The following is a 25,087-nucleotide window of genomic DNA, read 5'->3' on the forward strand; positions in this document are numbered from 1 at the left end:
GCCATTCCTCATGTTTACGTGGAACCTGGGAACTATTGCATTTCTACGTTTAATACGCAAAAAAAAGCCGCACGTTCCCATATAAATAGGGGAGCGCACAGCCGCCTAAGCTCTTCATCAGATACTCATCGTTCAGTTCAATTCGTATTACTCACCTGACTAACCGTAAAGGATGAATGGTTACTGCAACCGTCTTGAATCCTGGCATACGGCAATATGGATCCAATTCTGGTCTTGTTGCACGATTCACATTCTGAATACCGCCCCAGTGCATGGGCACGAACAACGTATCTTCCCGAATATATTCTTTGACTCGCGCACGCACGGTAAAGCTCCCATAGATCGATTGTATTTCAACCCACTCCCCATCCAGTACACGATTACGGGCTGCGGCAGCCGGATGAAGTTCAACGAAGTTTTCCACTTCACGGGCTTCAAGTGCTGCACTTCGATGTGTCTGAACCCCTGTCAGGTAATGAGGAAGCACACGCCCATTGGTGAGAATCAAGGGGAATTCCGGGGATACTTCATTCCAGCCTGGGCTGAACTCGGCTGTAAATACAGCTCTGCCGTCAGGGTGGGCAAATCGGTCACTAAATAACAACCCTGTGCCTTGCTCCTCCGGAGCAGGACATGGCCAATATACACCTTTCTCGTTACGCAAACGTTCATAGGTAATCCCATAATAATCCGCGATTCCCCCGCGACTTGCTACCCTAAGCTCATTAAATATGTCCTCCGCACAATCATATTGAAAGTAAGTGCCTTTGCCCAACTCTTCAGCAATTCGGCACAAAACATCCCAATCATGAAGCGTTTCTCCAGGGGAAGGCCGACCTTGTTCGCGCAACAGAACACGTCCTTCCAGATTGGTCAGTGTACCTTCATTCTCCAGATAAGACGTGACCGGGAGAACCAGATCAGCCAATCGGGCTGTTTCGGACAGAAACATGTCTGCCACAACCAGGAAGTCCAGTTTCCGGAGTGCCTCCTCGACCAAACGCACATTGGGATTGGATACCACCGGATTCGACCCCATCACAAGCAGCGCCCGAATATCCTGATCATGCACACGCTCCATCATCTCGTAGGCCGAGACCCCTTTTCCCGGTAAACTTGCCGGGCCCACTCCCCAGACTGAAGCTACATAGGCACGATCTGCTTCATTTTCGATGGAGCGATAGCCAGGCAGCTGGTCGGCCTTTTGCCCATGCTCCCGCCCGCCTTGCCCATTCCCCTGACCTGTGATAGCACCGTATCCGCAGCCTGGTTTGCCAATTTTTCCAGTCGCCAGAACCAAATTCAGAAAATGTCTGACTGCCAAATGTCCGTCCGTTTGCTGCTCCACTCCGCGCGCCGTCATGATCATTCCGGTGTCTGCTTTACCATATGCCATTGCTGCCTGACGAATCTGAGCCAGGTCAATCCCACATGCCGCTGCGGCCTGCTCCAGTTGTAAATCTGCCAATCCGTGCCGCAATTGTTCATATCCAAGCGTTCTTTCTTCTATGAAATGAGAGTCCACCATTCCGTTATCCATGATTACTTTCAGCATGATATCCGCCAGCAGAGCATCCATTCCAGGCTTCACCTGTAAATGAAGATCGGCCATCGCCGCGGTCGCCGTCCTGCGAGGATCGATAACGATAATATATGCTCCGTTCTCCTTAGCCTGATTGAAGTACGGCAGCAGAGTAGGTTGGCATTCGGCAATGTTGGTACCTGCCAGTATAATGCAGCCCGCCTTGGGAATATCGGATAAACGGAATGTCAGTCCACGGTCCATGCCGAATACTTTGCTCCCGGCAGAAGCTGCAGCTGACATGCAAAAGCGTCCATTATAATCAATATACTTCGTCCCTAATGCAACCCTTGCGAACTTGCCAAGAAGATAGGCGGTTTCATTGGTCAGAGAGCCGCCTCCGTATACCCCAACCGTATCTGCCCCATAGTCCTCTTTCATACTCTGAAATTGCTCAGCAATATATTGGATGGCCTCTTCCCAGGAACATGTCTCCAGTTCGCCATTGCGACGAATTAAGGGGTGCAGCAACCGCTGCCCACTGAGCGCATGCTGATGTGCATTCATGCCTTTAACACATAATCTGCCCTGGGAGGCTTCATTTGGAACACCCTGAACCGCATACTCTCCCCGATGCTGTCCTTTAACCGGTGCAGCAAGTTCCTCAACTGTCATTTTGCATTGTACACTGCAATACGGACACTGAGTCTCCTTTACATGGAGCCTTGAAGCTATTGGTTCTGAACTCACCAATGATCTCATCTGCCCATCCCTGCCTTTCAGCTATGATTAACCAATCCAAGCTCATCATTCCGTTTCGTCGCCAGTTCCGTCTGCAGCTGATCATCCAAAAGCACTTCCCGAATGGACATAAATCCTAAACGCTCCGTCCATGCCCATAACGGTTCTTCATACCAGGCGGTTTGACGATACCACTGAAGACAGGCAGATGCGAGCATGGCCGCTTGCAGCTCGGTTTCTGCAACCCCGAGCAATCTGCCTTCCTTGACTGGATGCTCCGCATGCCCGCCTACGTATATCTCCCATCCAACAGGTGAAGCCAGCAAGCCGATATCCTGAACCAATGCACTTACCCATGAGCCAGGCTGAGGTGCTATACCTACGTTCACGGGGGATGGCATATGTGCACCTGTCCAGCTCGCAAGAAGTATCGCCCCCAAGCCTCCCGCTTCCAGGGTATAGGATGACAAAGGAATACCCTCATCCCAGCGGACCTGAACTTCATGTTTATGCTCGATTCCAGCCTCCATGGACTGCTGTCGCATCCCTTCCCGCTCAGCAGCCGAATGTACATCGGTTATCGCCACCCGCTCATTCATCGTTGAAGTGGATACTTGCATGTAATAGTGGATCGACGGGCGACATACCGTGCATCCGTGCTCCGAACCCCAACCCAGCTTCTGCATGATGATGGTTAAGTTCATTTGCCGGGTGAACACCGATGAATGCTGCTGAGGCTCCTCTGCATCCACGCCATCTTCACGTAATACAAGAATGTGATCCAACCTTTCTTTTAGTTCCGCGTGCCCCAATGTTGTACAGCTGCATACCGGCATTTCAGTTACCCTGTCCGGTTTACCCAACGCTTTCACATCACCGTTATTCTTTAGCTGATGCGTATGCTTCACCAGCGCAGCAACCATGGGGCGACATCCGCCACATGAACCTGAAGCCTTCGTATGCTCCCTAACCTGATCTGCCGTTTCCAGACCCTGTTCCCGAATGGCTTTCATAATGGCGGCTTTGGTTACATTGTTGCAGGCACATACTGTATCCTGTTCCGGCAGTGCGGCGGCAGCAATCTCGGCAGGGTCCTGAGAACCTTCACGTGGTGCCAGCTCCGCCACATCCGCACCTCGCTGCACCAGCCCAAGCAGTGCTGTCCCCTCAGCCGTATCACCGAACAAGATGGCTCCGCGCACCTTACCAGCCTGCATCAGCACTTTTTTGTAAGTGCCGCGAATCCCGTCCAGCATTTGTATAGCAGTCTGCAAGCCTTCACCATTGATCTCACCCGCCGAGAAAACATCAACACCCGACACCTTCAGCTGAGAGTATGGAACAGACCCTTTGTATTCAGTCGTTTCCTGTCCGCAGAGTGTCCGTGCAAGTACTTTTCCCTGTTCGTATAAAGGTGCCACCAGACCATAACTGATCCCTCGATGTTCAGCGCATTCTCCAACCGCGTATATATCCGGTACACTCGTACGCATATAATCATCGACCACAATCGCTCGATTCGTAGCAATTCCACTGCGCCTGGCCAGATCCACATTCGGGCGAATGCCCACAGCCACAACAACAACCTGAGCCTCAAGCCTTGAACCATCGGTAAACAGGAGACCTTGGGCCTGCGAACGACCGATAATTTTCTGAGTATTTTTCGCCAATAGAAAGGTCATCCCCTGAGCCTCAAGCTCCTGCTGAAGCATCGAGGCAGCCTTCAGATCCAGCTGTCGGTTCATTATATAAGGTGCGTTGTGCACTACCACCGCTTCCATGCCCAGATGCAGCAATCCACGTGCAGCCTCCAACCCAAGCAATCCCCCGCCAATTACCGCTGCCTTATGGTACTCCTTTGAATAATCCGACATGCGCGTACAATCATCGATCGTGCGGAAGGACATCACCCTCTCTTTATCGATTCCGGGAATCGGTGGAATAAAAGGAGAAGACCCGGTTGCTAGTATCAGAATATCGTATGTTTCCCTTATGCCGGATTCAGTCTCTACATATTTTGCGTGGGTATTAATCCTGTTGATCGTTTCTCCTGTCCGCAGCCGAATCCCATGGTCGTCATACCAGGTCCAATCATTAATAAGAATATCCTGTAACGAATGCTCGCCTTGCAATACTTTGGATAACATAATCCGATTGTAGTTGGGACGGGGTTCATTACCGTAAATAACAATCTCATATGTATCAGGTCCCAGTGCAATAATCTCTTCCACACACTTCACACCAGCCATGCCATTCCCGATAACAACCAGTTTCGTTTTGCTCATCGGTTATCCCCCTTTCTCTGCCGCACATGCCTATAAATAAACAGAAAAAGCCCTTCTCCATGTATCGGAAAAGGGCACCGTTGCCTCCGGAATCCACACGCCATTGTGTAGATTCATAATAGATTCAGATTAAGGCAATTTCAGTTTTATGTCAATAAAATTAACATATAAATCAACAAAATCATAAAATGATTAAAACATTTTGGACTCTGTGTAATTTTTGTTGACATCTTTAATTTCTCTTTTTATAATTTGAATCAAAATCACAGTGCTGTGATCAACTCAGGTGCGGGAACACAATGACGTGTTCCGCCTGTCGGCAACGGGGCCGCAAATCGTTCTTATCGGGACGAATTGCGGCCTTTTTCTGCCTGAACATGCACATAGACAAGTTTCGAAGATTTCAATTGGATGAGGAGCGATGATGGATGATGGAGAGTAAAAGTTTTTGGAAGAGCGGGCATAAACCTACCCTGTTCGGGGCGTTTATGTATTTTGACATCAGTTTTATGATCTGGGGTATGCTTGGTCCACTCGCAGTAGTGATTGCCTTGGATTATCCAATGACACCATTGGAAAAAGCCAATCTGGTGGCCTTGCCTATTCTTGGTGGCTCCATTCTGCGACTTGTACTTGGCTTCCTGTCCGATTATATTGGACCGAAACTGACTGCACAGATTGGGATGCTCGTCACCCTTGTTCCCTTGTTGTTAGGATGGCTGTGGGTTGACTCTCTGAGCCAACTCTATGTGGTAGCTCTTCTACTCGGTGTAGCCGGCGCCTCCTTTGCTGCTGCATTGCCTTTGGCAGGACAATGGTATCCCAAAGAGCATCAGGGTCTGGCCATGGGTATTGCGGGAGCGGGGAACAGCGGGACAGTACTCGCAACGTTGTTTGCCAATCGATTGGCTACCCATTTTGGCAGCTGGGAAGTCGTATTTGGACTGGCGATTATCCCCATCGCAATCGTATTTATTCTCTTTTCTCTCTTTGCTCGTAACAGCCCCAACCGGCCTGAACCAAAGAAACTGTCTCAATACGGAAGCCTGTTGAAACAAAAGGATGCATGGGTATTCTGTGCCTTCTATTGTGTTACCTTTGGTGGCTTCGTGGGGTTATGCAACTATCTGACCATCTTCTTCAATACCCAATATGGGCTTTCTCCTGTTCGCGCCGCAGATATTACCACGTTCTGTGTAATCGCAGGTAGTTTCTTCCGACCAGTAGGTGGGTACTTGGCTGACAAGATTGGCGGAACACGTATGCTGACCTTCCTGTACACAGGTGCTTGTATCATGCTGATCGGTGTATCCTTCATGCCACCGCTTCCTGTTGTTGTTGTCATGTTGTTCCTGGGCATGATGTGTCTAGGTGCCGGGAACGGCTCCGTATTCCAACTGGTTCCCCAGCGGTTTGGCAACGAGATTGGCCTGATGACAGGCATCGTCGGTGCAGCTGGTGGCTTGGGTGGTTATGCATTGCCTCTGATTCTTGGTCAACTGTACAGCAGTTATCAATCCTACACACCAGGCTTCGTCATTCTTAGTCTGATTGCGGCTGCGTCCATGTTCCTCGTTCTCATCATGCAATCCCGCTGGCGTGTCAGCTGGCTGCAAAAAAGCAGTAAAGGGATCACTGAATCTCCGTCCCTATCGTCCTAATTATTCTGATCATCCCTTAATTATCCTGAGTATTCGAATTATTCGTCCGCAGTCTGCTGTATACAAATGCGGATCATCACGCCACGCCATAAAGGGGTTGTCCAATAAGTCATGAGCATGACGATGGACGCCCCTTTGTAGCGTTATTTTGTCTAATGAACCTGACACGCGTTATGCGCTCTGTTCAGGATGAATACTTTTGCAAAATAATGACTGCATTATGACCACCGAAGCCAAATGAATTGGACATGCCAATCTTCAGATCAGCTTCTCGTGCAACGTTGGGTACATAATCGAGATCACATGCCGGATCGCTCTGCTCCTGATTGATTGTCGGTGGAATGATGCCGGTCCGCAAGCTTTGAATGAGCGAGATCGCTTCCGCCCCACCAGCCGCACCCAGCATATGTCCGGTCATCGATTTGTTTGCTGTTACCGGAATATGATAGGCCTCCGCACCGAACAGCTGCTTAATTGCCCGGGTCTCGGAAAGATCACCCGCTTCCGTACTGGTAGCATGAGCATTAATGACATCAATCTCTTGCGGCTGAAGCTGTGCATCTGCCAGAGCGGCTTTCATGGCCAAGTATGCACCACGCCCTTCCGGATGGGTGGCCACCATATGATACGCGTCTGAACTGGCACCATAACCTACGATCTCTGCAAGGATGTTTGCGCCTCTCGCAAGGGCGTGAGTCAAAGACTCCACAACCAAGACCCCGGCGCCCTCAGCCATGACAAAACCATCTCTGCCTGCATCAAATGGTCGACTCGCCCCTTCGTACGCTTCGTTGCGTGTAGATAGTGCCGTCGCATTACCGAAGCTTGCCAGTGAAACTTCCGTGACAGCTGCCTCCGTCCCGCCAGCAAAAATCACGTCTGCGCCACCGTGACGGATCAGCCGGAAAGCCTCACCTATCGCTGTGTTGCCGATCGAACAAGCTGTTACTGGCGATAGAGTGGGTCCCCAACAGCCAAATCTCATGCTCACCATAGCCGCAGCCATATTGGATATCATCATCGGCACCAAGGTTGGGCTGACTCGCGAAGGCCCACGCTCAGACAGGAGCTTGCCTTGTTCCATCAGGGTCTGAATTCCGCCAATCCCCGAACCGATATATACACCAACCCGCTCCCTGTCCACATGATCCATCACGAGACCAGAGTCCGATAGAGCCTGATCTGCTGCCGCAACAGCAAATTGCACGAACCGGTCCATACGCCGTGCTTCCTTTCGCCCGAACCGTTCCTCTCCGTCAAAGTCACGGACCACTCCTGCTATCTTCGTTTTGTAGGACGTTGTGTCGAACGACTCAATAGGTGAAACTCCAGATTCGCCTTCTACCAAACCATTCCAAAATGATTGCACATCATTCCCCAAAGGAGAGATAATCCCCATTCCAGTAATAACAACACGCTCCATAACGCATCCCCCTTTAGTGCTCCTTGACTAGTTGTTTAACTATGTTATGCACTTATATTGCCATTCGTATTATCCTATTACAAGTTGTCAAATATAATAGTATAATGACTACCATGATAAACTGATGATCGAAGGTGATGGATTGAACCATGATGTGAGGTTACAGGCATTGTCCGCTTTTCTGAAAAACCAACGCTCCAAAATCTCTCCGGAATCCGTCGGCTTACCTGCGGGCTCCCGTCGAAGAACGCCTGGATTAAGAAGAGAGGAAGTATCCCAATTGGCAGGCGTCAGCACAACGTGGTACACCTGGCTTGAACAAGGCCGAGATATTCAGGTGTCTCATTCTGTATTGGACAATATTGCGTCAGCTCTCAGGCTCACCTCGGACGAACGGAAGTATTTATTTTCCCTTGCTCTAGAGTATCATTCGGAACTTCATATCCTGGATGAGAAGCCACTACAGATTCATCCCTCCTTGCAGAAAATATTGCAGGAACTTCGCAATTGTCCCACGATCATCTCGGATCGACGCTGTCACATTGTGGGTTGGAACGAAGCCGCCCGGCATGTGTTTATGGATTTTGAACAGATTCCTGCTGAACAGCGGAACATGATCAGCTTGTTGTTTGAGCGAAAGGAATTTCGGAGACTGGCCGTCAATTGGGAGGATTTTGTTAGCGGATTCCTGGCTATTTTCCGTGCTTATTACGGTCAATATGTCGATGATGAATGGTATAACATGTTTTTGGACGACATGATGGACAGATATCCTGATTTTCACACACTTTGGAAACAAAGCAGTGTCAGCAGCGCCCCGGACGTATTGATTGAATTTAGACATTCCAAAGCTGGCAAAATGCTTTTTGATCTTACTTCACTCCAGGTTCAGGGAAATGCTGATCTGCGATGCAGCATCTACACCCCTGCAATAGACACCGCTACTGAGCGGAAATTGATCCGTCTGATGGAGCCGAAACCAGAACACGACTCTGATAAGAGCTGATGCTGTCCCTCCCATCGTAAGCCATATAAAAAAGCCCCCGGCAAATGAGAATAAGCCGGGGGCTTCGTGTTTCTTTTGAAACCTACCTTTACAATAATTCAGTTGCAGATCAACGGATCTTATTTAAAAGCCGGGATTGCAATATCCGCATACTTCTCTTCAAAGAAGGCCTTCACTTCTGGACCCGCCATACGTTTTGCCAGCTTCTGAATGGCTTCCGAATCCTTGTTATCTTCACGGGCAACCAAGGTAATGGCAAAATGGGAATCATCCTTCTCAGTGAACAGCGCATCCTTTTTCGGCGTAAGCCCCAGCGGACTCGCATAAGCCGGAGTCATGGCAACCAGATCGGCATCATCCAGCATACGAGCGAGCATCAACAGATCCACTTCTTTGAACTGGAAGTTCTTCGTGTTTTCCGTGATGTCTGCTTGCGTTGCATTGAAACCGACGCCTTCTTTTAACTTGATCAGGCCGTTCTGTTCCATCATAACCAGCGAGCGTCCAATGTTGGACGGATCGTTGGCAATCGCAACCGTTGCACCTTCAGGCAATTCCTCGATCGATTTATATTTTTTGGAATATGCTCCGTAAATAGCATTGTAGATAGGCTGCACAGCAACCAGATTAGCGTTATTCGCTTCATTGTACTGATTCATGTAAGGTACGTGCTGAAAGAAGTTTGCGTCTACTTCTTTGTTCGCCAGTGCAGTATTCGGTTGAACGTTATCGGAAAGTACAACAACTTCCAGATTAACACCATCTTCTTTCAGCAATGGCTTCACAATATCCAGCACATCCGTCATTGGCGGAATCAGAGTAGCTACTTTCAATGTCACTTCTTGTCCGGCTTGAGTGCCTTCCTTACTTCCTTCCGCCGCAGGCGTTTCTTCTTTTTTGCCGCATCCGGCTGCCACAAGCGTCACTGCCAGCAGCATGAGCATTAATTTTGCTTTCATCTGATATAAACCCCTTCATCATATAATCTGTATTGTTCATGCTGTAATTCAATCTTTCTGCATTGCTTGTCCTTCTTCAGGATCTGCGATCGAGCCAGCGGGACAGTCTGCTGCCGGTATATTGGATCATCTGTACCAGGATAATCATAATGATAATCGTAAATACCATAATCTCCGTCTCGAATCGCTGATAACCGTAACGAATCGCAAAATCACCAACACCGCCCCCACCGACAATACCCATGACTGTAGAATAAGAGATAAAACTGATGGTTGCCGTCGTTAAGCCGAGGACGAGTCCTGAGCGAGCCTCCACATAAAGGAATTTCACCACAAGCTGCATGGTCGATGCACCCATGGAAGAGGCAGCTTCAATTACCCCCCTTGGTACATCAAGCAATGCCTGTTCTACCAGTCTGGCGTAATACGCAACTGCGATGACCGATAACGGCACGGTTGCTGCAAGCGTCCCGATGGATGTTCCAACGACCAGACGTGTGAACGGAATCATAAATACGACGAGCAGCAGAAACGGGAAGGAACGAATAATGTTGACGAGACTTCCCAGAATCATGAACAAAGGTCGATTCTGATAACGCTGCCCTCTTCGGAACAGATACAACAGTGTACCCAGAGGCAGCCCGATTAACACGGCCGCCGTGATCGAGATTCCGACCATAACAAAGGTCTCTCCGATGGCCTGCCAAATTTCATGCTGATACTTCACAACGGACTCAGGTATCATCAGCATTTTCCTCCTGACTGCTAGGAAGAGAGGTATCAGGTCCGCTCACGGATGCATCTTCACCCATCAACAAGGATGTCAGCAGATCAGGCTTCGGTTCCGGTATGCTTCGTACTTCCGCCTCCGATAACGTTCTGACAATCCGTCCCTCTTTCATCACCGAGATCCGGTCACAGAGCTTTCGGGCAACCTCCATCTCATGTGTAACGAGCACAATGGTTACGCCCAGCGTTTCATTGACATGACGCAGCACATCCAGAATTCCGCTCGTTGTCTGCGGATCAAGCGAAGATGTTGGCTCATCACAGAGCAGCACATCCGGTCGGCTGGCAAGTGCTCTGGCGATAGCCACACGCTGCTTTTGGCCTCCGCTTAACTGTGCAGGATACTGGTTGGCCTTATCCTCAAGTCCGACAAATCTTAATACCTCAAGTCCCCGTGCAACCCGCTCGGTACGGGAGACGCCAGCGAGTTCCAAAGGCATACAAACATTGCCGCTCACGGTCCGATTGCTAACCAGATTGAAGTGCTGAAAAATCATGCCAATGGAACTCCGCGCCTGACGCAGACTTCGCTCACTCATCCGGGTCAGATGCTGCCCATTCACAATGACTTCGCCGTCATCCGGTTTTTCCAATCCGTTGAGCATGCGCAGAAGCGTGGATTTTCCCGCACCACTGGAGCCGATAATGCCATGGATCTCTCCCTGGCCTACTTCCAGGGAAACCGAGCTTAGCGCCTCGAATCCCTGATCTTCACGGGACCCACGCTCGTTATAACGCTTGCTTACCCCGTATAATGAAATCATGGGAGATTCCTCCTGCGATTGATCGTACATGTTCCTTCAAGAACACATGAAGAAAGCCCGCACAGCCGATAAACCGGAGCGCGAGCAATCCTGTTTATTTATAATAAATCATCATCCCACATGAAACAAGCTTTAACGTAAGATATCCATATTTAAGGCACTTGCCTCATACAAACTAAACCGCCCGTTGGACGAACCGATATAAACTTCATTTCCAACCCGATTCAGGATTCCGTTCTTCGCATCCCGATCCCGGTGCTCCGGATTACCCATCACCACGTCATGCACACGCCCCATCAAAGTACCGTCTAGTTTGTTCATCACCAGAAGATCGTCACCCATCGGCAGCAAAAGCTGATTATCAAACACCAGGTAACTCCCTTGATTGGTAGGGTATCGCAAGGCGGCAATCGTGTTTTGGGCAGTCCAGCGTGTCTCCCCCGTATCATATGCAAGAGCTGCCGGATATCCATTCTTGATTACATATAATTGATCGCCCTCTACAAGTCCACGTTCAATCTTATCGTTCATTACCCATAGCTTTTTTCCGCTCTTGGCATCATATAGTGTCGTTGTAAAATCCGCGTAATCGCCATATATATCCGCCTTCTTGTTATCACGGATCAGCAGCCGGCCATCGTTAAGCACCTCTATTTGCTGTCCATTTCTGGCAGGGAATTGTGCGAGCTTCTTACCGGTGTTCAGATCAAGCAGCACCCATTGATCATTCAACAACATCCAGCGTTCCGGCTGAGCTGATACAAACGGATCCAGACGGTATATTCCGTCAAAGTACGAATTGTTCTCCGGATGATCCACAGTCGATTTACCAACCTTCATGCTCCATATGGTTCGGCCAGACTTCGGATCGGCTGCGACCAATTTATTGTTCTCCCAATACATCACATAGGGGTCATCTGCGCCCTTGTTTAACAGTTGATATCCTGTACTAAGCTTTCTTGTCCATAATGTTTTTCCATTTGCACTGTCCAACACCGTTAACCAGCTATTGCTTGAGCCTTCAACAACCGGACTATTTACTACGACTACATTCTTTGCGGCAGTGATGCCATTCAATCTGAATTTTTGCTTGGGGGCATACTCCCATACGACATCACCGCTTTTCAACTGGAGGTGGCGGATGCGATCTACGTATTTTTTCTGATCAGCGTCATAATCGGTGTAGATTGTAACATGCTGGCGTCCTGCATCCATCTCTGCATGCTGTCTTCCATACCCTGAATTAATTTCCCATAACTGCTTACCCGTATGACGATCAAGTGCGTAAAAAGAACCTTCATAATAACCCCCGCTGAATCCACCATCATCTCCTTTTATCAGGAGCACATCCTCTGTAGCCGCTTGTAAAAAGGTATAATTGATATCCCCCTGATTGGTCCACACCGGTTTCCAGGGTAAGGTAGACGGCAGCGTCTTACCATATATTTTAGTCGTGAAGTCGTACTCACCCGAACGACCGAAGCTCCAATCAGACACCACCTCGTTTCCGTCAACCTGCGGTATGTTCCAGCGTGCTCTGGCAAGCCTGCCGTTCTTGTTAAATGTCACGAGAAAATGGGCATCTGCCCGCTCGTACCGCCAAGTGTTCCCAATGCTCATGGCATAACCGGTATCGTTCAAATTGCCGGAATGCTCTTGCCAATCCGGTTCACCAAGCCACTGCGCGACCTGTTTCGAGGTTGTTTTTTGGTTCAGCACAATATCCGTCAAATGACGTACAGTCGTTGTAGGCATCGCCGGTTCACTCCTGAACCAGCCGTCCGCTATCTTGGTATGCTCTGCTACATCCTGTGCCTTAACCCATAGCAATGCAGGACGATAGATGGACGATTCCTCATTCCAGACGCGCGGGGCAATCGACACGCCATACCAGCCCTTCGTCGCTGTAACAATGAACGCCTGATCTTTCAGGAATGCTCCTGAAGACCAGCTTGCCTGACTTCCCGGAAACAGATACAGTTTGCTGCCCGATTGCAGTGTGAACGTCTGTGGCGATATTTTCGTCAGGCTGCGGCTTTCTTTGGAGGCATACCAGCCAGGTATCCAGAATTCACTGTAATCGCTACCTTTTAATTTGATCCATTCCCCGCGAACCGTATCTATTTTCAGGCTCCCCTGGGCGGAGCTATACCCGTCTATGCCCATCAGATCAGGGGAAACGCGGCTCTCGATCACACGGCTGTATATAGGGACTTCATCTGCAATCGTGACTTTGTCCCCTTTTTTATAATTCAGCTTTACAGATAGCGCTTGCGTTACGGAACCTGACCCTTGCCCCTCCAGCGCCATTGAATGGGTATTCGTCAACAGCCACCCCGTGACCACCACGGCTGCGATACCGGCAACGATGCTCCATGGGTAGCCCATCCCTAGCCTTTTACGCCCCTTCCCCTTCTTCACGTCAGTCCACTCCATTCTTTTGAAGTTATTTCCATCTAAGACGTTATGAACAAGCAAAAGTTACTGTTTCTACCCATATATTTTTTCGCAAGTTATCTGACATCCAGCAGGCCTGAATGGTACGGTAATGTCAAGCCCAGCGTATAAGCCAACGTTAGCGATATGATAAAATACCCCACAAACCACAGATCCGCCCCAGAATACCCGATCTGGATGTAATACGTTCGGCTCGCACCTTCTGTGAATCCCTTCGCTTCCATCGCCACCGCCATACGCTGCGCACGGCGAATACTCTGTGCAAGCAGCGGGATGGCATATCGTTTCAGTACGCCGTATACATTCCAGCGGGAACCGCGCTGCCCCGTTCCCCGAATGCGGATGGCATAACGCAGCGTCTGGAATTCATCCAGCAGAATCGGAATCATGCGCATAGCCGCCAGAAAGCTATAGGCATACTTGGGTGGGAGCCTCCACTGCTGCATCAGGGAATAAAACAACCGAACAGGCTTGGTCGTCAGACCGAATAACAATCCAGCCGCCGCCATACTCAAGGAACGAAATCCGAGATGTAATCCGCGGTAGAAGCTCTCTTCCGTAATATGAATCAAACCCCACTTAAACCAGGTAGTCTCGCCTTTACCAAACATGATCATACCTGTAGAAGTGGAGATAAATACCAGAATGAACGGAGACGCATACAGCAACAGTCTGGGCCATGGGTGACCTGTCCAGCACAGCAATAGCAGCATGACGACTGCCACATTCGCCATTACATTCAGGTTGTGAACAAGAATGACGAAGACAAACAGCAGGGTAAGAAAAACCATTTTCAACCCGGGATTCACCGCATGAATCCAGGTCTCACGATGAGGAAACGAGAGCTGCATCCGTTAACCTCCCCTCATTCACCGTCCAGATCCGGGTGCAATAACGTTTCACGATTTCCCGGTCATGCGTAACCATCACAATGGCGGTCCCTTCACGCCGCAACCGCTCCAGCTGCGACAGCATCGCAAATGTATTACGCGCATCCTGACCAAAGGTAGGCTCATCCAGTAACAGAATACGCTGTTCCCGTACCAGTGCCGAGGCTACACTCAGTCGTCGTTTCTGCCCCATCGACAACTGGTATGGATGCCTTCCGGACAGAGCGGTCAGTCCGAATTGCTCCAGCATATGATCCGTTTGCACCCCTCTTTCTTCGGCAGTACGTTTCCCGCCCAGCAAGGAGAATCCCACTTCATCCCGGACCGAATTTGTAACGAATTGAAATTCAGGATTCTGGAATACAAAGGCAATGTGATCTGCAAGCTGCTCTGTTTTGCCAGCCGATTGTCCTTCCACAACATAATGACCTGTCGTTTTCAGGATATTCATCATGGACAGCAATAATGAACTTTTACCTGCACCGTTAACCCCGACAATCCCCACCCAATCTCCGTGCCATACCTTGGCCTGTTCCACCTGAATGTATGGTGTCTTTCCACGCCATCCGGTGAATTGCTGCATGTCCAGGGCTGGCTGGAGCTCAGCAGGGACTCTCCCCTGCCTATAATCCATGCGTTCCGTTTCTGCGGCTCCATAACGAATGGACTCTCCTGTGACCAACGCCTGAGCCTTCGTCTGACCTCGCTCTTCCCAAACGCCCGGATACCAGATTCCGTATTCTCTCAGCATATTCCGCTCATCTGTAAACACCTGATTCGCCGGGCCATCTGCCACAATATTTCCTTCAGGCGACAATACGATGATTCGGTCTACCCACTCGACAATTTCATTGATTTTATGTTCCACGATAATGAGTGTTTTGTCCTGTGCAATCTGTTTCACCGTATCCCACACCTGAGAAGTTCCCTCATCATCCAGCAGTGCTGTTGGTTCATCCAAAAAGAGAACATCTGGCTCCATGGCCAGAATCGAAGCCATCGCAAGGCGCTGCTTCATGCCCTGAGACATCGATTGAATGAGTACACGATTATGTTCAAATCTTAACCCCACCTGTTCCAGGTATTGATGGATCAGAGCAGGCATCTGCTCGCGTGGAATATTCCGGTTTTCCAGTACAAAAGCAATCTCTTCATCCGTATATGACATACAGAATTGGGTATCCGGATCTTGAAAAACAATACCAGGCTGCTCTGGCACTTGAATGTCGTCGCATTTCATCGGAATCTCCACAGATCGCGGAATCAGGCCGCTCAGAATGTGCAGCAAGGTCGATTTGCCAGAGCCGCTTGGTCCGAGCAATAATACTTTCTCCCCTTGACGCACAGAAAGAGACAAGCCTTGAAACACCAAGGCTTTCTCTCCCGGGAACTTGCATCTTAGATTCGTAACACCTACCGCCTGTGCATTCCCCTCTCCTTTCATCTAGTCCAGCGCCTCATAATCCTGCTTCGACACTGGTCTGAGGGAGCGCGTTACCCCTGTCAGCTCCAGCGCTTTGGCAAGATAATAGGCAAATACGCCCGCAATCAGAATGCTGCCGATGAAGCGGAAACCGATAAAGAGCGTGTAGTTCCAAGCCGAGAGGGAATCGATATACCCATACTGATAATCCAGGAGAAGCGAAGCTGCCGCAGCCCCAATCGCCGCAAGACAGGTGACGAACAGATTGCTTTTCCGATACAGGAATGCAGCGAAGAAGATCTCCGCTCCCAGCCCCTGCAACAAGCCATATACCAATGTGGACATGCCCCATTCACTTCCGAGAAATGCACTCACCGTTGATGCCGCTACTTCAGCCAGAATAGCTACACCCGGCTTGCGAATGATGACAAAGGCAAAGGTTCCCGCCATAAACCACATGCCGTAAATCATCTGCTCCGCATGAACACCGAATGGTTTCATCAGATCATATGTAGGTCCCCATATTTTGTAGATCACCCCGAATACCACTGCAATCACAATCGTTACCAGAATATCGGTTAACTTCAATCTGTTGCTGCCTGCTGCTGTTGACATGTTCTCTACTTCCTTCCTCTGTTTCCCTTGATTGATAAAATAAACAATAAAACAAACAAAAAAAGCCTCCCCGGTTCCCAGGCAGGCCATACGCACAGTTTACAATTTTTACGATGCTGGGCATCAGGCAGGTAATGAGAAATAAGAAACCAATGATCTCATCCTTGACACATCAGAAAAACTCCCTCTGCGTCCAAGTAATCTGGTCTTCATCGTCTATTTCTTACCCTTACCATTGCACATTGCACATCGCAATTTCATGTTCTCTACGCTGGCATTACCCAGATCAGATATACGGTCAGCGGCACAAGGCCGCTCTCTCAGCCCAACTTCATTGAGCTCCCGGTTCACTTATTTCATTGCTTCTACTGTACAACACATGGGTATTTGTGACAATACCGGAAAAATCATTACGCTGTATTTTGGGTAAATGAGAGAAGATATTCTGTGGTGTACTTTACAATACTATGCAACATTTGGATCAAGTAGTCCGTTTGGTATACAAGAAGGGAGATTGATAATGATGAAACCAACCAATACTGCCTGGCAGCAAAAAAAGTGGAAAATGATCCTTGCCGCTTCGATTCTCACCGCGGGTACGGCACCCGCACTGCTGTCCTCCACTGTGGCGGAAGCAGCAACAACACACAAACCGACAGCGTATATTAACAATGTACAAGCTCAATATGATGTGGTTATAAAACAGGGTATCACGTACGTAGCATTGACTGAGCTTCAATTCCTCGGCAACTATACGTTTGGGTACAACAACAAAACAAAAGAGATCAGCATTAACACAGGCAGCGACAAATATGTCCTTACCCCTAACAGCAAAACAATGAAGAAAAATGGCCAAAATGCGACATTGTCTTCCCCGCCGATTCTGGTGAATGGCAAAGCCATGCTTCCGCTCCGTGCCATCGGTGAAGCTTTTGGTGCCAAGGTGCAGTGGAACCAGAAGGCCAAGGAAGCCTACATTTACACTACCGATGCCGCTATTGTAAAAGAATATAACAGTTCCGATCTGACTGTGGCGCGTGAAGCCGCCCTGCATCTGCCACGCTTCTCTGAACTGGGACAAGCTCGCCTGGAGATTCGCAAACCTCTAGGTCCAGTGGATTCATCCATTGAATACATTTTTGAACAAGGCAAAAAAGACCATTTCTATGTTGTAGAGGATAACGATCTAATCAGCTATTATACAATTAAAAATGAAAGTGCCCTGCTGAAATGGCAGGCCAACATCGGCAAGAATGCCGGAACCATCGGTGACCTGTTCTTTATTAAAACCAAAGCTGTTGCTGAAGCAGGGACTCGTCCTTCCGTAGCAGGTCAAACACTCATATCATTCAAATATTCTCGTATGCTTGAAGAAACCTCTTACAACATCATGAACAAGTCGGGCTCCATTGATACCGGTTCTGTTGTCCCCGAGAAAGGCAAAGTCATCGTTGAAGTTCCGGGAGAGAAATAATTCAAGCTTCCACTATGAAACATTGCTCAGCAGAATTATACTGTAACATCAACATTAAAAAGAGCGTCCCTCAAAGTCAGTGTGGCAATGACCTTGGGACGCTCTTTTTGGCGTTATAATTCCAACCGCAAATCACAAGCGGAGCTGAACCTTTTAACGAATCCAGCGATTCATCCTGTTTAATATTGCGTATTCCCCGATTGACTTGTTTTACCCGATGCAAAGCCTTTAAACAAGGTCGGTACTTTGGAGTAACGTGTATTTGTAATTTTCCCTTGTGATGTACTGCTGTCCGTACGCATAATCGAATCTTTGACATTGGAGATGTCCGAATTGTCCAGCGTCATGTTAACGGCGAAGGTGGAGCCACCATTTTGACGCACCAGCTTGCCAATATCATCTGCCCTGAAATTTTTAATGTTAATTGTCCCGGCTGCATTCATTTGAAACACTTTATCATACGCCTTGTATGCTGCCCCACCAGTGATGTTGACCGTTCCGGAAGACTTCAGTGTCAGTGCATCTTCTCCGACATCCTGCCAGACTACATTCGATATATTACAGCTGCCATAACAGTGAACACCATCAGCAGCAGGTGATCCGATAATTACATTTTTGAGTGAGGCACCGGCTTCCAAACGAAATACCGGCTTCTGATTCTCTGCTTGAGATCCATCGCCCAGTGTGGAGGGGTTGGCTACATAGGTTTGGCCCTTGCCATCAAAGGTGGTACCCTTTGGTACAACAATCGTTGAGTTTACAACCGTAGGCGCAGCAGAAGCAGGAATCGCACCGAATAATGAAGCGACCAGACCGGCGGACAGCAACAACGTCAACATTTTTTTCATCCATAAATCCTCCCTTATTCTGATAGATTGGCAGACAAACGTAAGCTTGTCCTCACGGAACCTCTCAGAGGTGCACCTCTGCCCGGAATCTGCCCTAATCCTACCAAAAAAGGGATAAAACGATAATAATCATTAAGTTAGATATAAAAAAAGGCAGTAAAACCCTTGTTTTCTCGGCATTGTTTGCATGCACTTCAACATGTAATATGCCGATCTCAACTTCGAGTATGCTTCATTTACAGCCCGTTATCCATTGTTAGATGCTACGTATCGCTCTAGAAAAACAAAAAGACCACTTCATCTGTTTCCAGACCACGTGATCTCTATCTTTTTGCATCCAGTTCTATTTATTACATTACGCTTTAGGCTCCGAACCGTTGACGGTATCCGCACTTCCGACATAATTCCTCCACTGCTTCCCGTTTGGAGAAACCATAGAACAGATTGTTGGCTCGTTCACCATCCACGATCTCCGAGAACGACTTCTCATGAACGTTACCCAAGTTAATTACACCCTCACCATCCAGACAGCATGGAACCACCGTTCCATCGACAAGCACTGCCGCCTGACTGCGAAGCGCGTGGCAGAAGCCTTTGCCGTCGTCTTCCGGTGCATCCAGACTCGGCCACTGGAACTCATGATCCTGATTCAGGTACACATTCGGAGCAATTTTGACACCGCTCCCCGGCACCACCTTCTCCTCGATGCGAAAATCCAGATTGAACTCCCGTTCAAGGACCTCCAGCGTCTCCCGGTTTCGGTTCATCTGGGCGTTCGTGAAGTTATCCTGTGTCAGATTCCAGAGTCGGAATGAAATAATGACATTGTGCTTCACTGCTTCCCGTACAAAAGACAACACGTTGCCCAGATATCCCTCACGGTCTGTTGAACCTTCGTGACCATCAAAGCTGTGCAGGGAGAAGTTCATCTGACGCAATGCCGGTTTGCCGAGCAATTTATGCTGGGTTTTGGGCAGCAGCGTACCATTCGTCGTAATGTTGACCTTGAATCCCTTCTCATGCGCTGAATCCAGTAACACATCAATTTTGGGATGAAGCAGCGGCTCACCTTTGACATGCAAATAAATATGTTTGGTGTGAGGTTTAATCTGATCCAATATATTGTTGAAGACTTCAGGGTCAATGAAATTTTTGGCACGTTTGGTCTGCGGACAGAAGCTGCATGCCAGATTACATATACTTGTGATCTCAATATACACTTTCTTGAACGTTTTCAACTCGGGGTCCCCATTCTGCTTAGGAGGGAGAACAGTCCCACCCTCATTTGTGATCCGGCTTTTATGCGCCACCACCATTATATCGGGTTCGGGAGCCAAGGTAAATCCGGGAACCGGTTTATCCCGTTAGGTCCAATTATTGGGCTAATGCCAGATTAACAGATTCAATGGCATGTATTCGTGTTGTATCAAATAAGGGCACTTCTGAATCCTCCGGTTTTACTAATAAACCAATTTCAGTGCAACCTAATATTATCCCCTCGGCTCCATCATCAACTAATCTCTTAATAACCTCTTTATAATAATCTCTTGATTCTTGTTGAATTTTCCCTAAACACAATTCCTCATATATTATTTTATTTATACCTGTTCGCTCCTCTTCATTCGGCACCAAAACCTGAATACCATTAAACTCAATTCGTGTTTTATAAAAGTCCTGTTCCATCGTATATTTGGTGCCAAGTAACCCAACGGTACTTATTTTGGACTTTTGAATTTGATCTGCTGTTGAATCAGCAATGTGTACGATGGGTAAGCTCACTTTTTCTTCAATATGTTTAATCACTTTATGCATCGTATTTGTACAAATTACAATCATTTCTGCTCCTGCCTTTTCCAAAGCCTGAGCAACATTGCCTAATAATTCACCAGAGCTTTCCCAATCACCCTCAGCTTGATAGCGCTCGATTTCTTCAAAATCCACGCTATATAAAATGCACTTGGCTGAATGTAATCCTCCCAATTTAATTTTCACTTCTTCGTTAATTATTCGATAATATTCTAACGAAGACTCCCAACTCATTCCACCAATAAGGCCAATGGTTTTCATAAAAACTCCCCCTTTTCAATTGATATATCCCGAAAGCAGCGTATAGAAATTTTTAGACATTGTACCGTATCTTACATCTTAAATAAACCCTGCCCTCTGTATGCGGAGTAAAAAGTCGATTGCCCATCGTTCCCCCGTTCTATTGTTACTTATAGATTCTTTCAATCGAAGTATAGGATGTATTGATTGTCGAGGTTATTGTAGTTGCAGGATTGCAATGCTAGAATCAAAGCAATTTAAAACCAAGTTAAAACGTAAGAATAATAAGTTATAAAGGGAGTGTATTTATGATTACTGTTAAGGCACCCGCAGTATATGTTCACGAGGCTAATATTCTTGAGCAAAGCGGTTCGCGGATTGCACAGCTTGGGCAGCATGCGCTCATCATCGCCGGTGAGTCTGCATGGAAAGCCGTACAGCCTTACCTTCTTCCTTCCCTGGAAGAGCATAAGGTCAAGTTCCATGTACAGTTGTTTCACGGTGAAGTTACAACAGGCCAGATTGATACTTTTACGCAGCAAGCTTTCGATCTGGATGTTGATCTGATTATCGGCGTCGGCGGAGGTAAAGTGCTCGATCTGTCCAAAGCGGTGGCCGAGCAAGCCCAATTGCCCATTGTAACGGTCCCCACCATTGCCGCAACTTGCGCTGCCTGGTCCGCCTTAACCGTGCTCTATGATGAACAGGGCCAATCTGCAGGATATCGTCCCCTGCGCCGTTCGCCTAATCTCGTTCTGGCTGATCCCCATATTCTGGCGAGTGCACCAAGGCGGTATTTGGCCGCAGGAATCGGTGACACACTCGTAAAGTGGCATGAGTTCGCCGTTAATCTAAGTGGCAATGCCACCAGCCTCACTCTCCGAAACAGTGTTAGCACTGCCAAGCTTGCACTCGATATTCTTGAAGCACACGCCATCGATGTCTATGAATCCACCGATACCACCGGTAGTACACCTCAATTCCGTGATGTTGCCGATGCCATTATTGTGCTCGCAGGCCTTGTCGGCAGCATTAGCGATGGATCACTTCACGCTGCGATTGCTCATGGACTACATGATAGCCTCACCAAATTACCTGAAACACACGCTTCGCTGCATGGAGAAAAGGTAGCCTTTGGACTGTTCACCCAGTGGATTCTTGAAGGCAAAGCGGGGGATGAGCTTCAAGAGCTGCTCACTCTGTTACATAAGCTGAATCTGCCAATCACTCTTGCCCAACTTGGCATACAACAACAGTCTCGGGAAGCAGCTGCACGCATTGCAGCAGGACTACAGCTGCGGGAAGGCAGTGCGGCACATCTGTCCTTCGGGGTCAGCGCCACCCTAGTAACCGAAGCCATTCTTCAGGCAGACCAAATCGGCCAAACATTCATAGAATCCAGTAACTCTATTGAGTCCAATGGATCTATTACTAAATTCACTGAGTCAGTTGAGTCCCATGAGAACAGTTCATACACCAAGGAGGTTTCTTCCCTATGATTCGTCGAAATCGCCGTTACTCCCTATCTTTAACCTTTCTTGTGAGCGCATTTCTCTTACTCACTGTATCGGGCTGCTCTACCGGAACTGACCATCAGGCCGCGGGTACAGGCACAACACCGACAGCGGCATCAGGTGCTTCGAATAATGACGTTACCATTCGGGTTGGCCAAACGGGATGGGGCAATCTCGAATTGGGGCTGAAAGCCGCCGGACTTGATGACACCCCCTATAAAGTCACTTATAACGTTTTTCAGGGAGGTAACCTGATCCTTGAAGCGATGGCTGCAAACCAATTGGACTTTGGTGTAACCAGTGAAATTCCGCCCATTTTTGCATCTCAGGCTGCCAATGGTGGAAGCTTCAAAATTATTGCGGTACAACAAGGCAGTACTTTAAATCAGGAGGTCGTTGTGCCCAAAGGTTCATCGATCAAATCGGTTGCTGACCTGAAAGGCAAGAAAGTGGCTTTCGTAAAAAATACAACGGCCCACTATTTCCTGCTCAAAATGCTGGAGGATGCCGGATTAACCTGGAGTGACATCAATCCTGTTGAGCTTTCAACAGCCGATGGACTCAGCGCCCTGATTAGCGGGAAAGTAGATGCTCTTGCCAGTTACGGTAATGCCATCATTTCCGCACATCAGAATGAAGCAACAACGCTCGCCAGCGCCAAAGATATTCTGTCAGGCAGCTTCCTTGTAGCCGCCTCTGATCAGGCTCTTGCGAATGAGGAACAGAAAAAGGCACTTGCCGATTATCTGGAGCGAATCAACAAATTCAATGATTGGGCTCGTGCCAATAAGGATGCATGGGCTCAAATTACAGCAGACAACACCCACCAGCCATTGGCGCAAGCCCTTAAAACCTACACGGATGGAGAAGCCCAGCGACCATCACGTATTGTTGCCATATCTGACGAGGCCCTCAAGTCCGAACAGGACGTTGCGGATACGTTTCAGCAAGCGGGAATTTTTGAGCAGGCAGTCGATGTGAGCACATTCTGGAGTGATGCACTTCAAGATCAACTTCCAGATCCAGGTAACCAATAATGAACGAAGCAAGGAGGTAGACATAACGTGCGGTCCAACACATTTAACCGGGCATGGTTTAACCAATTCATTCCTTTTGTAGTACCCCTACTCATTCTGGCTCTGTGGCAATGGCTTACTGCATCTGGAGTTGTGGCAGCCAATGTTTTGCCTCGTCCCGCTCAGGTACTGGAGGCCTTCATTCGTCTGCTTCGTAACGGTGAACTACTGAACAATATCAGTATTAGTGCCAGGCGGGCTTTGGGAGGATTCCTGATTGGTGGGGGTCTGGGTTTCCTGCTGGGTGTGCTGAATGGCATCTCCTCTCTTGCGGAAAAGATCGCCGACTCCTCGGTGCAGATGATCCGCAACATTCCGCATCTGTCCTTGATCCCCCTCGTGATCGTGTGGTTCGGGATCGGTGAAGAAGCCAAATTATTTCTCGTTTCCCTGGGTGTATTCTTTCCGGTATATCTGAACACGTTCCACGGCATACGATCGGTCGATCCCGGCCTGATTGAAATGGGGAAAGTATATGGCCTCAGCCGTTGGTCCCTTTATAAGGACATTATCCTGCCCGGTGCACTGCCATCCATTCTGGTGGGCATTCGTTACGCACTTGGCATCATGTGGCTGACACTCATCGTAGCCGAGACGGTTGCGGCGGATGCGGGGATTGGGTATATGGCGATGAACGCGCGGGAATTCATGCAAATGGACGTGATTGTCTTAAGCATTCTACTGTATGCCCTGCTGGGCAAGCTGTCTGATACCATCGCCAAATGGCTGGAACGGCGCTGGCTGCGCTGGAATCCGGCTCTATCACGCAAGTAACAAAAGGGAGTGTGAATTGATCCATGAGCACAAGTCAGATCAGTCCTTTTCTTCAAGTAGATGGGGTTCAGAAATCGTATGATCAGCGGACGATTCTATCCGACATCAACGTCAATGTCAGACAAGGGGAATTTGTAGCCATCGTCGGACGAAGCGGTTGTGGCAAAAGTACCTTGCTGCGTTTGATCGCCGGGCTGGAAGCCCCCTCTTCCGGGAGCGTTATTCTGGGCAACAGAAAGCTTGGCGGCACGGCCCCCGAGACACGGTTTCTGTTTCAGGAAGCCCGGCTGCTGCCTTGGAAATCCGTGCTCGACAACGTACGGCTGGGCATCCCCGACAAGAACAAGGAAGATGCACGCCAGTCACTTCGCAATGTAGGACTCGGAGAGCGTGAAGGCGACTGGCCGGGGGTATTATCTGGCGGGCAAAAACAACGTGTCGCTCTGGCACGGGCACTCGCCAGTCATCCGCGCTTACTGCTTCTGGATGAACCGCTGGGTGCACTGGATGCATTGACCCGAATTGAGATGCAGCAATTAATCGAACGCTTGTGGGTAGAAGAAGGTCTGACCGTCATTCTGGTCACGCATGATGTTAGCGAGGCGGTTGCGCTGGCAGACAGGGTGCTGTTAATCGAGGATGGTCATATAACGATGGATACCCGAATTACACTGGAGCGGCCACGCGTTCGGGACAGCGGGTTTGCTCATTTTGAAAACCTGATTCTGAATCGCTTGTTGACTCCTCATCAAGAGACGCCACAGCAGATGGCCCAAAAACAGATCTCATTCTCGATTTAATTCCACTGGAAAGAAGGCAT

Annotated in this window: 20 protein-coding genes; 7 read left to right on the top strand and 13 right to left on the bottom strand. The window is 48.7% G+C overall.

Annotated elements, in window-relative coordinates:
• Positions 1 to 151: 151 nt before the first annotated feature.
• Both nasC and nirB read right to left on the bottom strand, forming a co-directional pair.
• On the bottom strand, positions 152 to 2,284 hold the full coding sequence (gene nasC, locus PPA03S_RS06995) for an assimilatory nitrate reductase catalytic subunit NasC (RefSeq protein ID WP_062321191.1): 2,133 nt from the start codon (positions 2,282 to 2,284) through the stop codon (positions 152 to 154).
• A gap of 17 nt (positions 2,285 to 2,301) precedes the next feature.
• The gene (gene nirB / locus PPA03S_RS07000) at positions 2,302 to 4,548 is read right to left on the bottom strand and encodes a nitrite reductase large subunit NirB (RefSeq protein WP_062321193.1); all 2,247 of its coding nucleotides are present in this window, start codon (positions 4,546 to 4,548) and stop codon (positions 2,302 to 2,304) included.
• A 431-nt stretch (positions 4,549 to 4,979) separates the two neighbouring features.
• Here nirB and PPA03S_RS07005 point away from each other — a divergent pair, with 431 nt between their 5' ends.
• On the top strand, positions 4,980 to 6,209 hold the full coding sequence (locus tag PPA03S_RS07005; protein WP_062321294.1) for a nitrate/nitrite transporter: 1,230 nt from the start codon (positions 4,980 to 4,982) through the stop codon (positions 6,207 to 6,209).
• A 184-nt stretch (positions 6,210 to 6,393) separates the two neighbouring features.
• On the opposite strand, the gene fabF is transcribed toward PPA03S_RS07005, so the two are convergent.
• On the bottom strand, positions 6,394 to 7,632 hold the full coding sequence (gene fabF / locus PPA03S_RS07010; protein WP_062321195.1) for a beta-ketoacyl-ACP synthase II: 1,239 nt from the start codon (positions 7,630 to 7,632) through the stop codon (positions 6,394 to 6,396).
• A 142-nt stretch (positions 7,633 to 7,774) separates the two neighbouring features.
• On the opposite strand from fabF, the gene PPA03S_RS07015 reads away from it, so the two are divergent.
• Positions 7,775 to 8,638, top strand: coding sequence for a helix-turn-helix transcriptional regulator (locus tag PPA03S_RS07015; protein ID WP_062321296.1), 864 nt, complete (start codon positions 7,775 to 7,777; stop codon positions 8,636 to 8,638).
• 119 nt (positions 8,639 to 8,757) lie between these two features.
• Here the strand turns inward: PPA03S_RS07015 and PPA03S_RS07020 are convergent, their stop codons facing one another.
• From PPA03S_RS07020 to PPA03S_RS07050, 7 genes are all read right to left on the bottom strand, one after another.
• Positions 8,758 to 9,597, bottom strand: coding sequence for a MetQ/NlpA family ABC transporter substrate-binding protein (locus PPA03S_RS07020; protein WP_062321197.1), 840 nt, complete (start codon positions 9,595 to 9,597; stop codon positions 8,758 to 8,760).
• A 76-nt stretch (positions 9,598 to 9,673) separates the two neighbouring features.
• On the bottom strand, positions 9,674 to 10,348 hold the full coding sequence (locus PPA03S_RS07025) for a methionine ABC transporter permease (RefSeq protein ID WP_082704032.1): 675 nt from the start codon (positions 10,346 to 10,348) through the stop codon (positions 9,674 to 9,676).
• On the bottom strand, positions 10,332 to 11,150 hold the full coding sequence (locus tag PPA03S_RS07030) for a methionine ABC transporter ATP-binding protein (RefSeq protein WP_062321199.1): 819 nt from the start codon (positions 11,148 to 11,150) through the stop codon (positions 10,332 to 10,334). The genes PPA03S_RS07025 and PPA03S_RS07030 overlap by 17 nt, the downstream gene beginning before the upstream one ends.
• Before the next feature lie 132 nt (positions 11,151 to 11,282).
• Complete coding sequence (locus PPA03S_RS07035; RefSeq protein WP_167665993.1) at positions 11,283 to 13,571, bottom strand: outer membrane protein assembly factor BamB family protein; 2,289 nt, start codon at positions 13,569 to 13,571, stop codon at positions 11,283 to 11,285.
• A 92-nt stretch (positions 13,572 to 13,663) separates the two neighbouring features.
• Positions 13,664 to 14,458: an energy-coupling factor transporter transmembrane component T family protein gene (locus PPA03S_RS07040; RefSeq protein ID WP_062321203.1), complete on the bottom strand. Its 795-nt coding sequence runs from the start codon at positions 14,456 to 14,458 to the stop codon at positions 13,664 to 13,666.
• Entirely contained in the window at positions 14,433 to 15,941 is a 1,509-nt protein-coding gene (locus PPA03S_RS07045; RefSeq protein ID WP_062321205.1) for an ABC transporter ATP-binding protein, read from the bottom strand. The genes PPA03S_RS07040 and PPA03S_RS07045 overlap by 26 nt, the downstream gene beginning before the upstream one ends.
• Positions 15,942 to 16,535, bottom strand: a complete 594-nt coding sequence (locus PPA03S_RS07050) for an ECF transporter S component (RefSeq protein ID WP_062321207.1) — start codon at positions 16,533 to 16,535, stop codon at positions 15,942 to 15,944.
• 520 nt (positions 16,536 to 17,055) lie between these two features.
• Here PPA03S_RS07050 and PPA03S_RS07055 point away from each other — a divergent pair.
• Positions 17,056 to 18,009 carry a copper amine oxidase N-terminal domain-containing protein gene (locus tag PPA03S_RS07055; RefSeq protein WP_062321209.1) on the top strand — a complete coding sequence of 318 codons (954 nt, stop codon included), beginning with the start codon at positions 17,056 to 17,058 and terminating at the stop codon, positions 18,007 to 18,009.
• A gap of 179 nt (positions 18,010 to 18,188) precedes the next feature.
• Here PPA03S_RS07055 and PPA03S_RS07060 read toward each other — a convergent pair whose 3' ends face one another.
• From PPA03S_RS07060 to PPA03S_RS07070, 3 genes are all read right to left on the bottom strand, one after another.
• Positions 18,189 to 18,857 (bottom strand): pectate lyase, encoded by a 669-nt coding sequence (locus tag PPA03S_RS07060; protein ID WP_062321212.1) that lies wholly within the window; start codon positions 18,855 to 18,857, stop codon positions 18,189 to 18,191.
• A 362-nt stretch (positions 18,858 to 19,219) separates the two neighbouring features.
• On the bottom strand, positions 19,220 to 20,095 hold the full coding sequence (locus PPA03S_RS07065) for a radical SAM/SPASM domain-containing protein (protein WP_062321213.1): 876 nt from the start codon (positions 20,093 to 20,095) through the stop codon (positions 19,220 to 19,222).
• 136 nt (positions 20,096 to 20,231) lie between these two features.
• The gene (locus tag PPA03S_RS07070; RefSeq protein WP_062321215.1) at positions 20,232 to 20,924 is read right to left on the bottom strand and encodes an aspartate/glutamate racemase family protein; all 693 of its coding nucleotides are present in this window, start codon (positions 20,922 to 20,924) and stop codon (positions 20,232 to 20,234) included.
• A 287-nt stretch (positions 20,925 to 21,211) separates the two neighbouring features.
• Here PPA03S_RS07070 and PPA03S_RS07075 point away from each other — a divergent pair, with 287 nt between their 5' ends.
• From PPA03S_RS07075 to PPA03S_RS07090, 4 genes are read left to right on the top strand one after another with little or no spacing between them, the layout of a single operon-like run.
• The gene (locus PPA03S_RS07075; protein ID WP_062321218.1) at positions 21,212 to 22,402 is read left to right on the top strand and encodes an iron-containing alcohol dehydrogenase family protein; all 1,191 of its coding nucleotides are present in this window, start codon (positions 21,212 to 21,214) and stop codon (positions 22,400 to 22,402) included.
• Positions 22,399 to 23,454: an ABC transporter substrate-binding protein gene (locus PPA03S_RS07080; protein ID WP_062321220.1), complete on the top strand. Its 1,056-nt coding sequence runs from the start codon at positions 22,399 to 22,401 to the stop codon at positions 23,452 to 23,454. The genes PPA03S_RS07075 and PPA03S_RS07080 overlap by 4 nt, the downstream gene beginning before the upstream one ends.
• A gap of 27 nt (positions 23,455 to 23,481) precedes the next feature.
• The gene (locus PPA03S_RS07085) at positions 23,482 to 24,267 is read left to right on the top strand and encodes an ABC transporter permease subunit (protein WP_062321222.1); all 786 of its coding nucleotides are present in this window, start codon (positions 23,482 to 23,484) and stop codon (positions 24,265 to 24,267) included.
• A 23-nt stretch (positions 24,268 to 24,290) separates the two neighbouring features.
• A complete protein-coding gene (locus PPA03S_RS07090; RefSeq protein ID WP_062321224.1) occupies positions 24,291 to 25,067 on the top strand; it encodes an ATP-binding cassette domain-containing protein in 777 nt (258 codons plus the stop codon).
• Positions 25,068 to 25,087 lie beyond the last annotated feature (20 nt).

Source organism: Paenibacillus pabuli NBRC 13638 (assembly GCF_001514495.1).
GTDB classification, from domain to species: domain Bacteria; phylum Bacillota; class Bacilli; order Paenibacillales; family Paenibacillaceae; genus Paenibacillus; species Paenibacillus pabuli.

What these genes read in the sequence shown, in the direction of transcription:
- nasC (WP_062321191.1), bottom strand. Translation starts at nt 2,284, where the DNA reads ATGAGATCATTGGTGAGTTCAGAACCAATAGCTTCAAGGCTCCATGTA.
- nirB (WP_062321193.1), bottom strand. Translation starts at nt 4,548, where the DNA reads ATGAGCAAAACGAAACTGGTTGTTATCGGGAATGGCATGGCTGGTGTG.
- PPA03S_RS07005 (WP_062321294.1), top strand. Translation starts at nt 4,980, where the DNA reads ATGGAGAGTAAAAGTTTTTGGAAGAGCGGGCATAAACCTACCCTGTTC.
- fabF (WP_062321195.1), bottom strand. Translation starts at nt 7,632, where the DNA reads ATGGAGCGTGTTGTTATTACTGGAATGGGGATTATCTCTCCTTTGGGG.
- PPA03S_RS07020 (WP_062321197.1), bottom strand. Translation starts at nt 9,597, where the DNA reads ATGAAAGCAAAATTAATGCTCATGCTGCTGGCAGTGACGCTTGTGGCA.
- PPA03S_RS07025 (WP_082704032.1), bottom strand. Translation starts at nt 10,348, where the DNA reads ATGCTGATGATACCTGAGTCCGTTGTGAAGTATCAGCATGAAATTTGG.
- PPA03S_RS07030 (WP_062321199.1), bottom strand. Translation starts at nt 11,150, where the DNA reads ATGATTTCATTATACGGGGTAAGCAAGCGTTATAACGAGCGTGGGTCC.
- PPA03S_RS07040 (WP_062321203.1), bottom strand. Translation starts at nt 14,458, where the DNA reads ATGCAGCTCTCGTTTCCTCATCGTGAGACCTGGATTCATGCGGTGAAT.
- PPA03S_RS07045 (WP_062321205.1), bottom strand. Translation starts at nt 15,941, where the DNA reads ATGAAAGGAGAGGGGAATGCACAGGCGGTAGGTGTTACGAATCTAAGA.
- PPA03S_RS07050 (WP_062321207.1), bottom strand. Translation starts at nt 16,535, where the DNA reads ATGTCAACAGCAGCAGGCAGCAACAGATTGAAGTTAACCGATATTCTG.
- PPA03S_RS07055 (WP_062321209.1), top strand. Translation starts at nt 17,056, where the DNA reads ATGATGAAACCAACCAATACTGCCTGGCAGCAAAAAAAGTGGAAAATG.
- PPA03S_RS07060 (WP_062321212.1), bottom strand. Translation starts at nt 18,857, where the DNA reads ATGAAAAAAATGTTGACGTTGTTGCTGTCCGCCGGTCTGGTCGCTTCA.
- PPA03S_RS07070 (WP_062321215.1), bottom strand. Translation starts at nt 20,924, where the DNA reads ATGAAAACCATTGGCCTTATTGGTGGAATGAGTTGGGAGTCTTCGTTA.
- PPA03S_RS07075 (WP_062321218.1), top strand. Translation starts at nt 21,212, where the DNA reads ATGATTACTGTTAAGGCACCCGCAGTATATGTTCACGAGGCTAATATT.
- PPA03S_RS07080 (WP_062321220.1), top strand. Translation starts at nt 22,399, where the DNA reads ATGATTCGTCGAAATCGCCGTTACTCCCTATCTTTAACCTTTCTTGTG.
- PPA03S_RS07090 (WP_062321224.1), top strand. Translation starts at nt 24,291, where the DNA reads ATGAGCACAAGTCAGATCAGTCCTTTTCTTCAAGTAGATGGGGTTCAG.